Here is a 12325-nt window from a genome sequence, read left to right as displayed (position 1 = left end):
GTTTTCGATTCCTGCAGGCGTTTCACTTCTTCGAAAAAAAACAGCACTGCATATGATACAGCTACTATAGTACTGACGATAACAAGCAGAAACCATACATTTTTACGCAGTACCCCTCCGATGATTCTATTGTATACACGACTATGTATTTCGTAAGCTAAGAAAGTCTTCTAGCATAAGAGGGGATTCGGACTATCGAATCCCTTTTGTCTGCAAACTGAGCTGTTTGAATCAACTCAGACCGTTTTCTCTATTGATTCTACGTTTACCTTCCGTACTTCATCTTCTTCCTCAGCCGGCAAATGGATAAAGACGGTCAATAGCGCACTGATGAAATATAAAATGGCCAGGATCCAGATCAAACCGCTGGCTCCCATTGGCTCATATAACACGCCCACAAGCGCTGGTCCGATAAATACAGGGAGTCCTGCCCCTAAATTCAAGACGGAAACAGCCGCTCCTTTGTCTTCCTTCACAAGTGAAGGTACCAAGGCAGATAATGGTACATACCCTGCGAGGGAAGCGCCCCAAAACATTCCCGCTATAAAAACGAATACAAGATTACCGTTGGTCCATATCGGCATATAAAATAACAGCAATGTGGAAATGCCTGCAAAAACCCCGCCAAACCAAATTACCGTATTACGCCATCCTAGTTTATCTCCGACCATTCCAAATATTACATTGAATACGATATTGCTTGTGAATATCACTCCCCACATGGTCAGCCATGTATTGATGGAAATTCCGTAATTGGCCATGTGAATCGGCAGAAAGATCGGAAATGCAAACTGAGAAGTCGTATTTATGGTTCGAACAACCCCTCCAATCGCAACTTTTGGTTCTCTTTTCAAGATCGTGAAGCCCTTTGTCAATTCCTTTAATTTTGCCCGGGTACTCATGCCGCTGCTTTTAAGCTCCAGCTTGTCGCGGTTCATGACAATGGCAAACAATGCTCCGACACTTACCCAGAAAATAGAGGTCCATAGCGTGCCAATGTGACCGAATTGTTCTATCGCCCATATTGAATAATAGGCTCCCAGCACATTTAAACCTCCTGTAAAAACAAACCAAAACCACCCCACTGCCGCGCCCAGCTTATGCTTGGGACTCCGATAATTGATCCATACCATGAAGCTATAGGCAAAAAGAGGATACCCGAACCCCCGAAGCGCATAAGTGAGGAGCATCGTGCCATAATTCAACTCGTTTAGGCCAAAAGCTATAAAAGAACTAGTCCCGATTATGTAAAGGATTAATCCCGAGAACATGATTTTCCTAGGACCGAAAGCTTCAGCAAGCACACCTGATAAGAAGGAAGCAATGGTAACGGTAACTCCATACGCGGTATAAAGGGAAGCGGTTTGTTCGACGCTCATTCCCCGTCCTTGCAAATAGGCACTCATCCAAGCTATTTCCAATCCGTCACCCATCATGAAAATCAAGATGCCCAGATATCCCCAAGCAAGTGATTTCTTCATGCCGATTTTATCAAAAATTGTCATGTTCATTCCGTTAATAGTACCCATAAACATCCCCTTTTCCGTTTCAACTGAATACATGATTGCGCTTTCATCATTTAAATCAGTATAGCATCGTATAAAGGGAAATAGAGGGGCCACTTCTTTCAACTTTGGCGCTATAACAATGACAACATTTCACTATTTCAAAAGATGCTCATACAAAATATTGCTTCTCCAGTCTTTGAAAAAGGCTCGCGATTTCATAAGCAAGGATCACCCCGAAAAATAAGACCGCAAAATAAAAAGAGCCCACAGGCTCTAAAAGATTTTGGTAATGATTATTTTAATCCATCCGAAAAAAGAGATCCATAACGGTATGCTTATAGATGTACCAAACAAAAGACCTTTCAAGAAATTCCCTTCGTCCTTATTCACCATATTGCACACACCTCTCGGCTTCACCTTTCTTAAAATCATTTTAAATGAAAGCGCTTCCTTTGTATAGGTGAAATTGTTACAAACTCCACTTTCTCTTGAAAAATCCGCCTTTTTATATGTATGTATCTTCAAGGGGATGGAAAGGTGCCTTTCCTTCAGCAAAAAAGCCCCTCTAAATGGGCTTTTTTGATAAACTATAAACATGATAGATTCCCTTCCAGTTCAACTCACCCAAATAGTTTAGAAAAGGTATTTTCGCCTGCGATGCCATCTGCATATATTCCTGAAGATCTTTGAAAGGCCTTCACCGCTGATTCGGTTCCAATCCCAAAGATCCCGTCTATCCCAAACGGATTGAATCCTTCCATATAAATTGCTGCTTGAAGGATATAAGTTATACACCCTTTTGCCCCTTCCTTAACATTAGGAGATGCTGCCCTTGTTCGTGGTCCCCATAATCCATCGACAGTAAGCCTTGCCCCATATTGTTTATTCAATTCCATTTGATACCCCTTGATTAACGCTTTCTTCGTATTCGGTCCATAATAACCATCTACATCGATTTTCGCTTGATAGTGCCTATTCAATGTAGTTTGGATCGATTTGATGGTCTGATCTCCGCTATCCTTTGTTGGAGGATCTTTTACAATGACATCAGGTTTGACCGTTGATCCTGGTGTCGGTGTCACTTTGGAAATCAAATTAGGCTTTATGCCAGCCTTAAGCTGAGTATACGATAGCCCTCCTGTCAAATCCAGGTGAGGGTAATCTTTAAAAGTTGACCAATCACCGCCCCAAGCAAACCCCAAGGATTTTCCGATTGCAGCCGCTCGCCTCCATTTTTCATCAACTGTCCAAATCGCACTTTTCCCATCATCACTTACGATGAAGAAATCAATCGCCAGTCCATAATTGTGGTAGGATTCTCCTGGCATCGCGTTAGTCACTATCGGTTTTGATAAATCACTATAATTCAAGCCCCCGTAGCTATATCCTAGGCGACCTTGACCATACAACTTCGCTTGCTCTTCCATTGAACGATAGCCAGCACTGATTATCACGAATATTGTTTCCTGATAAGCGCGTTTAACCATTTCCAATGCCGATTCCTTGACGACTGGGTGAATGCCTTTTCCCATATTCTTTTCGGATCGATCCAATAATGTCTCCAATTTAACTGTCAATTCAATCACCTCCTAATATGGTATGGTCCTTATTAGGAAATGCTTGTACAAATTAGAAAAAACAACTCTTTAGCCACAAAACAGCCTCAAATAAGTTTGATGGTTTTTGAAGAAATATAAGAAATCACTTAGAAACTCTCATAAAAAAATAGAAACTGTTTTCATCACTATTGACTTTTACAGTTAGAATCAATCGCTTACTACATATGAAGTTTTTCAGCTAGCACAGGAACTAGGAGATATTTTAAAAGTTGAGATGGGTTTAGTCAATATCCGTACAGCAGCCACTGTATTTAAAACCCATATATTATACTACAGATACAATTATAAGTTCAGCTCACAAGACACTCTTCTAAACAACTATGCGTAAAAATTGAATTTTACGCATAAACAAACTTAAAAAGGAGTCAATCAATGGCCAATACCAGACACCATCAAGTCCATGAGCAGAAATTGGAACAGCTGGTTAAGTCCATGCCTTTCTATGTCGTTGAATATGTTGACAATAAATTGGATATCAGGTCACCTTCCACCCTATTGAATTATGTTCTTGATTATAAATTATTTTTGGAATGGCTGATAGCTGAAGGCATTGCTGAGCAGAAGCATATTAAAGATATTCCCCTATCTGTGCTGGATAAGTTGAAATTGATCGAGGCTCAATCCTTTATAAAATTTTTGGAACGGAGAAATATCCCCATCAATAAGAAGGAAACAAAAAAGGCGGAAAAAGTATCCGTCAATCGGAAAATTTCAGCATTACGTTCCCTTTTCAAGTATTTAACGACACAGACAGAAAATGATGATGGCGAACCTTACTTCTATCGAAATGTCATGTTGAAAATTGAAGTGAATAAAGTGAAAGAAACTTTGGGAGCGCGTGCTTCCAGAATTTCGACAAAGATTTTCCACAATGATTAGGATGCCCGTTTTCTTGAATTCGTGAAACATGACTATGAAAAGGAACGTTATAGGGGATCAAACGATGATACGGCCTATGTATTCTTGACTAGGGTGAATGATGGAGCCACTCCTCTTTCCAACCGCGCCATCGAGGCTTTAGTAAAGAAATACACGAAGGCCTTTAAGTCCAATAAATCCATGTCCCCACACAAACTCAGGCATACTTATGGGACGAATTTAATGGAGCAGTCAGGAGATATTCATTTGCTGATGACTCAGCTGGGACATACGTCGACCACAACAGCTGCCCTCTATACTAACCCTGAACAGGAGAAAGCTAAAAAGGCTGCGAAACAGCTGGGAGAGAGAAGAATCAATTTTCGTGAAAGGGATTAAATGAAAAAGGAGAAGATTTTCTAGTCTTCTCTTTTTTTTACGTGTGTAGAAATGAAAACATAAGGTACAATCTATACTTCTGCCATTTGGAAATGGTTAAATAAATGGCGACCAAAAGTCTATGTTATGAAAAACCATTCTTCAGTTTTTTATAACTGACTAATAGAAAGTGCGATCTTTTAAAAGAGAATTCACATTTAGTTTATTAAATTTTGATCCAATGATACACCAAAGTTTCTAATCATAGTATGTTCTTTTTCGGATAACTTGTTTAGACAATCTTCTTCCCACTTTGTCAGAAGTATTTCTTTATAAATAAAAGCTTTTTGAATTATATCGCATTGCCCTTGCCAGTTTAACATTTTAAATTCTTTAATGTTTAATAACCATTGAATTTTTTGCAATTTATCCGTTGTTAGTCTATCTTTATCCCATTTAGGTAACACAGCTCTTTCGTAAAGGAGATATTTTACAAAACGGTGTGAATTTAATCTTCTTATTTTTTCTAAGTTTCTAAAACTTCCCTTATTCTTATGAGCTTTTTCTATAATATTCTCTGGTATCTCACGATGAATCAAAATAATTATTTATATCCGTACTTGTTACACCAATTTTCTTTGAAATTTCTTCTATACTTAAATCTTCATTCAATAGGCAACTAAGTAAGTAATGTTTATCAAACCAATTAGAATGATCTTGGAACATCTTTCTTAGGAGTTTTATACGTTGCGTTGTTATATTTGAAAATACCTGCTCTATAACAGTTACATACATTTTCTGTTTTCTTGTATTAGTTAAATGCTTATAGGCTAAATATTCTAAATACCCCGATACGAGCCAATACTTTTCCTCATATTTATCCTTTTCGACTACTGGATAGCTAGGTAAATCTTCACCTTCAATTAATAATTTGATTCTTTTCTGAACAGCAGATTCAGTAACTGATTCTATATATATAGGCACGATTAAGCTAATATCTATTTTATTTATTTTGATACCGTTTAAATTCATGCCTCCACCTCCACATATTTTAACCTTACTAATACATATGTGTCGGGTTATTTGTCCTATTACATTTGTGTTGTACTTCCAGATATATCGAATTAAATGTTTTATAAAAAAATGAAAAACTACACTGCAAACGGCTCTCACCATTGTTGACCAATATTTCGGGCTTGATTGAGTAATCTTATTCCTTACTGGTGAATGTTGCAAACCTCCTTTGAATCCGCATAATTTGATTTCCCGACCATATTCGTTCTAATACCACGTTACAGTATCTGTCGAAGTCCTTGTAAGGGTTTTCTTTTCAAATGTCAACATATAAAAAGAAAATCCGATGCTATCACTAAACATTTAAAAAGGATAATGAATTTTTTTGTAGAATTACATAGAAAGGAAGCTTTGCAAATAAGTGCTTGTTTTTAGTCTAAAAATTTAAATTTTAGTGGTTAGCAATGATTATTTTTAAGGGAGTGTTAGTTATGCCAGCCATCGCATTATTAGGTTTTCTCGCTATTTTATATTCTTTTTTTTACCTACTCTACCACTTTATCAAAAAGATTAAAAACAAAGAAAGAACATTATCCAAAAAGATTTTTTACCCCTCGCTCATTGGTGGAATAATATTTTTTATTGTTGGAATATCGTTTTTGGATACAGGAGTTCAAGCTAAACTTGATGATGAAATAGAACAAAATACAAAGTTAACAGCTGAGAATAATACTTTAAAATTAGAAAATTCGAAGCTTGAAAAACAAATTTCGGATCTTACGTCAGAAATTAAAGAAACAGCATCTAATATTACCGAATATGAAAATAATTTAAAAACATTGGAAGAAGAAAAAAAGGCATTCTCATCAGAAAAAGATTCATTAAATGAAAAGGTTAGTGATTTAACAGCTAAAAATACAAGTCTGCAAAACAAAGTTGATAGCTTAAATACTCAACTTGCTAGTAAAGATACTTCTACCCCTACTGCAAAAGAAAATTCAGATCAATCAACTGCTTCTATATCGTCAGGAGAAAGGGAAGATTTCGCAAACTGTACTGATTTACGAGGTACATATCCAAACGGTGTTCCAGCTGGTCATCCTGCTTATGTACCAAGTATGGACCGTGATAAAGACAACTATGCTTGTGAAAGGTAATAACATATAGGCTCTATATTATAGAGCCCCAATTTGTAGACAAAAAGGTTTCGGAAAGTTCCCGAAACCTTTTTAATTTTTTATAAGCAGATTCGGTTTCACAATTGCAGCAAGCCAATAGGGTAAGGGATGAGTTCCACTTCTTCTATGTGATGGTCATAGCCAGAACCAGCGGCCGCCTTTTTGGAACGGACAAACACTAATTAGGCACTTTAGGGCATGAACCCGGTAATCAATCGGGCTCATGCTTTATTTGTTGCTTGTTGTATTATAGCGTCTTGTTTTTGACCTTCAACCGTATATTGGACAAATGGCTTGAAATTGTGGCAACTAAGGAGCTGGTTTGAGGATGCCAGAAGCATTTAAGCGAAATTCATAGAAAAAAAGATTTTGTAGCTGGCTCTTGGTATGGAAATACCGTGGGCTTAACGACCAACAACACTCCCATTATCTTTTTTATGTTTGAATAAAAGGTCTGTCTTTCAAATGAGCCGTATGTTCCATCATATGGAGGTGAAAAAGTTCATAGCGTACCCATTTGAGCGGAAATTTTAAAGCAAGATCATTTTTTTTGTTAAACACAAGGACATGCTTCTTGTTGTATTCTATTTTTTTGATTTTATCTAATCCAATGCTGTATTGTTTAGCTCCATCCTTTTTCACAAGCTGCAGGCCGAAAATAGAGATTTTCCGCTTCTTATTCCTGATAATTTCATAGAGGCATAAAGTCCCCCCAACGGCGGTGAAGAAAATGGAAGGCAGAATGGAACCTTCAAAACCATTTAAAGCCTCCCTTATCCAATGGGTGATCAAAAGGGCCAAAAAGAACCACGCACCCATGCTGAGTTTTGGCGAGCTTTCGAAATAAACACTGTTTTCATATTCGTGTTTTTCTTCCGCTCTTTTTATGAAAAATTCCTCCTTATGCTTCTCCATGCTTGCTGAATGAAATTCAACAAAATCCGTATATGTACCGTCCCATGAATCTGCTGTATCATCTCCCTCTTCAAGTGCATAGCCGCCAGCCCAGCCGGCATAGACGGTACCATGTTCGCTAAAACTCATTAAATAATGGCGGACAGGCTGCCCGTACGCATTTGTCGTCTCCACTTTATCGATAATCTGAATGTCCTCAGGAAAGTGGGTTACCGCATCTTCACCTTCCTCAGTGAGATTGGTAATCGCAAAGAATAGTTTTGATTTCGCTAAATGAGGCTGTTTACCTTCAGTGATGGGGTACAAATGATCTAAATTCTTTTCTTTCAATCCCCAATAGGTCATTTCTGCACTCTCGATATGGTTTGCACATGCCACTATAGTGTTTTCTTCATAAGGAAGATTTTTCCCCGTACAAACCAGCAAGGCTTGCGTCTTAATCACCGGATCGCTAAAATCCAATATTTGTTTTAGCTCCAGGCCAATTTCCGGTGAATAATAATATTGCATTAAGCTAATGAACAGCTTCATCCTGTTGCGGACAATAAAGTAGCTGTCTTTCCATGCAGTATAAACAAATTTTGTTGAATATTCATGATCGAACTTCAAGTATTCCTGCTTCTCAGTTTGATAGTCTTTAAGCAGGGAAGCAAGGATCGTTTCTTTTTTATATCCTTGTTCATAGCCCGATACATTAAGTGACAGTATTAAGTCATAAATCATGTATTTATAATGGGTAGAATGCAGCTTTTCTAATGAACTATCCAGTATTGCTTTAATTAGGACTGGGTAAAAAGATAATTCTTCAATCGGTATAACGAAATCGACTGTTTCTATCAAGCTGATAATCTTCTCTTCAAGAAAATATAAAACCCCTTCATCTTCCGTCGAAAGCAAAAACTCAATGGCCCGTTCTTTTGCATGCAGGTCAAGTCCATCAAAATGCGTAATGAGACCATCAATAACCTCAGGCATTGGAAAATCGCAGACAAAATCAATAAGATAATAGGAAGGATTGTCCCATTTATCAACACGCTCAGGAAAATGGGATGCCGCAGTCTTTATTATTTCCTTAATGACATCTATTTGAACCTCAATCCCATCCTGTTGCTTATATTCAAAAAGCTGGTCTAGAGCCTCGTATCTTTTTTCAGGATTTTCACTCTTTACATGCCTCAAAATACTTTGCAACTTTAATTCAATCAAATATCTCACCCTTTCACACTCATTTTTCAAAATTATTAAAAAACTCCAATCTATTCTATTTCATTACTATCCAGATAGTCAACCATAGCTTTAGTGATAAGCCGCAAAAAGGATGCCCGATAAATGGTGCGTTTTATACTTGTATTTCCATGTAAATCTATTTTCATTTCATATCCTACAATAGAATACCATTCATTAATGTTCACATCTTTCCATATATATAGATTTATTATCCCTTCTTCTTTATATGGAAATAAGGTGCCTGCTAGGCAACCAAGATCTTGTCTGTAGGTAAACGATCATTTAGAATATAGCTAAAAAACCAAACCCCTTAAGAATGAAGGACGCGGCGAGAACCGGAAATACTGTTCCCTGATAGCCTACCTTTTCAATCGTTAATCCAAATATACTCCAGACCGGTACAGTATTTTTAACAATCACCTCTCCATACCCAACAAATCCGGGTGTACCATTATTATCCCGGTTACTGCCCCTAAATAAGGATTTCCACCAGACATTTTCGTCGATGAAAAACCAAATAAAATTAGGAAAAAAGACAAAAGTGGCATTAGCAAAAGTATTGAACATATTGGCAATGTCGTGCTTTTCAAAATATAATCTGTTTTTAAGGTGTAATAGTTCAATGCTTCATAGAGCTCCCCGTTGGTTCTTCAAAAAAAAGCAAACATCAGTTAACTTAGTCAATAATAAAAAAGCACAATCCTTAAACGGATTGTACTTATGGTTACCTATAAAGGTTTATTCCGGTCTTCCTTTTCGTTACCTAAGACCTTGATCAGTTCATCCAGCTTATCGTTCCTTTGTTGGTCCAATCTGGTTTTAGCATTGATGAACTTTATCACCTTTATCACAAAATAAACACTTAGGACAAGGAGTCCTAGATAAATTAATATGGGTATGATTGCAAAAAGCCCAAATAAACTGCCTGCATGATCCACACAAATGTCCTCCTAATAAAAAATATACTTTCATTATACATTAAACACAGTTGAGAAAGGAATTTATTTCAAGTTCCACTTACGATTCCCTTATTCATTAATAAAGCATGATTAACCTTCGTTCAATCACTTTACTTTGCCTTCCAGCACAAGCCGTCATATAATGGAGCTATTATAGGTATTGGATAAATCGGTTGAATTGTTACTTGAATATATGGAAGATAACGAACTGATCACTGACCATATCAAATTAAACAATGTGGAAGCCATTAATAAAAATAAAGAAATTATCCAGCAAAGCAGGGAAATTTTAAAAAAAGATTAGCCAAAAACACTCAGTCAACACGGTTGGGTGTTTTTTTCGTCCCATTTTTGTCAACGGATTAAAAAAAGGACAGTCGCTAGGACCGTCCCTTGGTTACAGCTGCTTCACCCATTTATTATTAATACCGGTGGTTGCTTTTGCATTTATTGCATTTGCAGCATTTTTTAGGAACCCATACAGAACAAGGGTCATTTTTCTCATAACATTTTTCTACATAACAACAATTTGTTTTCATCCTAACACCCTCCTTACTACTGTATATGCTTGGACTGAGGGAAGGTGTGGACAAGTAGCTATATATGTATAAATACTTTTTTTACTAAACTGCGGCTTTATCTCCGAAATCGAGAACTTATACGAAAATAGCTGGTTTATTTCCGAAAATGATTCAGGTTGATTGTACTCATTAAAACAACCGCCGTTTTAAATCCTCGATTTTACTTTCCACTTGCTCGAAGGCCTCTTCGCCTTTGCTTAGAAGATGGTCTGCTTCATGGGCTATATTCCCTGCTATACTCAGAAGCGTATTCTCGGCATTCAGTTTAGTGATCATCGCTTCGATTTTCCATTGATAATCGTCATAATCGTCATGTATAACACCGAACATCACCTGATAAGCGTCATGACGCGCTTCCTGAAATTTTTCCGAGCGCTCCCCTGTCCAGCTAACACCTAGATCAGGATTTGTTATTTTCCTGATTTCGTTAAGGCACATACTTTGTTCTGCCATCATTTCGTTTTTAGCCTTTACTAGACGTTCAATTTTTTCATTTAAACTAGCCTTTTTATTAGAGATTGCAGCATGCATATTACTCAGAATATCTGCATAAACCATGAAACTCACCACCTCAAAAATAGTATACTTTTGCATTAATTTACATTTCTTCCTTTATTATTCATTACAGAGATTAATTTCTGAGAGATAAATAGGGGAAATACGCTATTTTGTCGGTTACTAAAGGAATTTGGCTTAATCAAAGATCCCAAAATATGGTTCAACATAAAGGTTTTAGTTATTCAAACTGCCCTTGATTATGCCTATAGATTAAATCGCTCCGTACAAATTCCCTGCAGCTGCCGGATAACGGTGACCTATGGGGATGTATAAGATCTCCATAAGGCAAATCACTGACAAACTTCACTTCGCCTTCAAAATCCTTACCCCATTCAGCATCAAAACCTGATACTTTCACAAAACAAGTATGATGTCCCGTTTTCGCAAAATCAATTACCTTTAATTCATGATTATGTATATCAAACATTCCTTATCCTCCAGCGATGGAATTTGTCCACGTATCATCTTTTCATAATCTTATAAATAAAGAAGCCAACCAAAACGATCAATGCCAAGATCGCAATAGGCATGATTATATTGTTAATAGGAAACACCTACTTTCTCTTTTTTTCACCTATTCATGTATGGTTTGCCGAGCCCATTCAAATAGCTTGCCTTTTTCATGACATGACCTTCCACTTCTATATAGTTTTATAACCTGCTATAATCTAAGGATTGGAGGTGTAAAAATGAAAGATATCATCGAGATATTAGCAGAAATCGTTAATAATATTCACGATTTCATCTTATTTTTTGTGAGTGACACATTGCATTCAAATGCAACGGACAAAGATTTACATTTTTGGATTATGGGAATCATCGGTATCATCATCTTTTTGTTCGTATTCATTTTGTCTACTATCATTTCCCGGATGCGCTTTGGGATTACAATACTTTCTTTCCTTTATACTTTTACTGTCATGGTCGTGTTGGTATTCGCGATTGAGATACAGCAAGCACTTACCAGCAGGGGAAATATGGAATTTCAAGATGCTGCGGTAGGCCTTTGGGGCTTTATTGTATTTTTCCTATTTTTCGCTGTCTTGTCATCGATATTCCTTGTGATCAAGAAATTCATTACGCAATCAAAAAAAAGGTAACGAAGTGTCACCTTGCTCAGCTTATTCCTTAGAGCACTATCTGGAAATATGAAACGCCCAGAAGCAGGCTTCAGGCGAATAATCATGTTTAGTCCTTCGGTTCACTTTCATTAAATAAATCCATACTGAATAAATTAAACGAATCGTCGCCATCTTCATGCTCCCGATCATATCCTGAAATGTCTGGACCACTTTCGCGGCGGCGGCGATTCACTTCCCGTAATTCCGCTTCTAAAAATTCAGCTTGAGCGTGAGATAGCTTAATCGTAATTTCATTCTTTTGCTCATCTGCCGCTTTCAAGAGAACATAACTATCCGCTGCATTGCGTAAAGTGACATTACTTAATGTTAAATTCATGTTTGCCAGTTCATATCTTGCCTTCATAACGTAAAAAGAACCTCCACCCTAAAATACCCGTTAGATTAATGT

Annotated in this window: 12 protein-coding genes and 1 pseudogene; 4 read left to right on the top strand and 9 right to left on the bottom strand. The window is 37.1% G+C overall.

Annotation, left to right across the window (positions count from 1 at the left end; genetic code table 11):
* Nucleotides 1–236 precede the first annotated feature (236 nt).
* Together ABE28_RS11100 and ABE28_RS11090 are read right to left on the bottom strand one after the other, a co-directional pair.
* Complete coding sequence (locus ABE28_RS11100; protein ID WP_218971336.1) at nucleotides 237–1529, bottom strand: MFS transporter; 1293 nt, start codon at nucleotides 1527–1529, stop codon at nucleotides 237–239.
* Nucleotides 1530–2128: 599 nt separating this feature from the next.
* The gene (locus ABE28_RS11090) at nucleotides 2129–3085 is read right to left on the bottom strand and encodes a peptidoglycan-binding protein (protein ID WP_064465151.1); all 957 of its coding nucleotides are present in this window, start codon (nucleotides 3083–3085) and stop codon (nucleotides 2129–2131) included.
* A 414-nt stretch (nucleotides 3086–3499) separates the two neighbouring features.
* Between ABE28_RS11090 and ABE28_RS11085 the strand changes: the two are divergent.
* A pseudogene (locus tag ABE28_RS11085) lies at nucleotides 3500–4384 on the top strand (tyrosine-type recombinase/integrase).
* Nucleotides 4385–4581: 197 nt separating this feature from the next.
* On the opposite strand, the gene ABE28_RS24505 reads toward ABE28_RS11085, so the two are convergent.
* Nucleotides 4582–4962 carry a hypothetical protein gene (locus tag ABE28_RS24505; protein ID WP_083232044.1) on the bottom strand — a complete coding sequence of 127 codons (381 nt, stop codon included), beginning with the start codon at nucleotides 4960–4962 and terminating at the stop codon, nucleotides 4582–4584.
* On the bottom strand, nucleotides 4949–5395 hold the full coding sequence (locus ABE28_RS24500; RefSeq protein ID WP_083232043.1) for a hypothetical protein: 447 nt from the start codon (nucleotides 5393–5395) through the stop codon (nucleotides 4949–4951). The genes ABE28_RS24505 and ABE28_RS24500 overlap by 14 nt, the downstream gene beginning before the upstream one ends.
* A 473-nt stretch (nucleotides 5396–5868) precedes the next feature.
* Here ABE28_RS24500 and ABE28_RS11075 point away from each other — a divergent pair, with 473 nt between their 5' ends.
* Nucleotides 5869–6534 carry an excalibur calcium-binding domain-containing protein gene (locus ABE28_RS11075; RefSeq protein WP_064465152.1) on the top strand — a complete coding sequence of 222 codons (666 nt, stop codon included), beginning with the start codon at nucleotides 5869–5871 and terminating at the stop codon, nucleotides 6532–6534.
* Nucleotides 6535–6990: 456 nt separating this feature from the next.
* Here ABE28_RS11075 and ABE28_RS11070 read toward each other — a convergent pair whose 3' ends face one another.
* Together ABE28_RS11070 and ABE28_RS11060 are read right to left on the bottom strand one after the other, a co-directional pair.
* Nucleotides 6991–8676, bottom strand: coding sequence for a hypothetical protein (locus ABE28_RS11070; protein WP_064465153.1), 1686 nt, complete (start codon nucleotides 8674–8676; stop codon nucleotides 6991–6993).
* A 749-nt stretch (nucleotides 8677–9425) separates the two neighbouring features.
* The gene (locus ABE28_RS11060) at nucleotides 9426–9635 is read right to left on the bottom strand and encodes a hypothetical protein (protein WP_083232041.1); all 210 of its coding nucleotides are present in this window, start codon (nucleotides 9633–9635) and stop codon (nucleotides 9426–9428) included.
* A 181-nt stretch (nucleotides 9636–9816) separates the two neighbouring features.
* Here ABE28_RS11060 and ABE28_RS25015 point away from each other — a divergent pair, with 181 nt between their 5' ends.
* Nucleotides 9817–9960, top strand: a complete 144-nt coding sequence (locus ABE28_RS25015; protein ID WP_156775743.1) for a hypothetical protein — start codon at nucleotides 9817–9819, stop codon at nucleotides 9958–9960.
* 406 nt (nucleotides 9961–10366) lie between these two features.
* Here the strand turns inward: ABE28_RS25015 and ABE28_RS11055 are convergent, their stop codons facing one another.
* Complete coding sequence (locus tag ABE28_RS11055) at nucleotides 10367–10795, bottom strand: YwqH-like family protein (protein ID WP_064465156.1); 429 nt, start codon at nucleotides 10793–10795, stop codon at nucleotides 10367–10369.
* Between the two features lie 178 nt (nucleotides 10796–10973).
* Nucleotides 10974–11222, bottom strand: a complete 249-nt coding sequence (locus tag ABE28_RS11050; RefSeq protein ID WP_064465157.1) for a hypothetical protein — start codon at nucleotides 11220–11222, stop codon at nucleotides 10974–10976.
* 262 nt (nucleotides 11223–11484) lie between these two features.
* Here ABE28_RS11050 and ABE28_RS11045 point away from each other — a divergent pair, with 262 nt between their 5' ends.
* Nucleotides 11485–11895, top strand: a complete 411-nt coding sequence (locus ABE28_RS11045; protein ID WP_064465158.1) for a hypothetical protein — start codon at nucleotides 11485–11487, stop codon at nucleotides 11893–11895.
* 88 nt (nucleotides 11896–11983) lie between these two features.
* Here ABE28_RS11045 and ABE28_RS11040 read toward each other — a convergent pair whose 3' ends face one another.
* Entirely contained in the window at nucleotides 11984–12280 is a 297-nt protein-coding gene (locus tag ABE28_RS11040; protein WP_064465159.1) for a hypothetical protein, read from the bottom strand.
* Between the last annotated feature and the right edge of the window lie 45 nt (nucleotides 12281–12325).

The sequence above is a fragment of the Peribacillus muralis genome (genome assembly GCF_001645685.2).
GTDB classification, from domain to species: Bacteria; Bacillota; Bacilli; order Bacillales; family DSM-1321; genus Peribacillus; species Peribacillus muralis_A.
This window is presented reverse-complemented; position numbering and strand designations above follow the sequence as displayed.

Coding starts and splice junctions, on each gene's coding strand:
- ABE28_RS11100 (WP_218971336.1), bottom strand. CDS start 1,529: ATGGGTACTATTAACGGAATGAACATGACAATTTTTGATAAAATCGGC.
- ABE28_RS24500 (WP_083232043.1), bottom strand. CDS start 5,395: ATGAATTTAAACGGTATCAAAATAAATAAAATAGATATTAGCTTAATC.
- ABE28_RS11075 (WP_064465152.1), top strand. CDS start 5,869: ATGCCAGCCATCGCATTATTAGGTTTTCTCGCTATTTTATATTCTTTT.
- ABE28_RS11055 (WP_064465156.1), bottom strand. CDS start 10,795: ATGGTTTATGCAGATATTCTGAGTAATATGCATGCTGCAATCTCTAAT.
- ABE28_RS11050 (WP_064465157.1), bottom strand. CDS start 11,222: ATGTTTGATATACATAATCATGAATTAAAGGTAATTGATTTTGCGAAA.
- ABE28_RS11045 (WP_064465158.1), top strand. CDS start 11,485: ATGAAAGATATCATCGAGATATTAGCAGAAATCGTTAATAATATTCAC.
- ABE28_RS11040 (WP_064465159.1), bottom strand. CDS start 12,280: ATGAAGGCAAGATATGAACTGGCAAACATGAATTTAACATTAAGTAAT.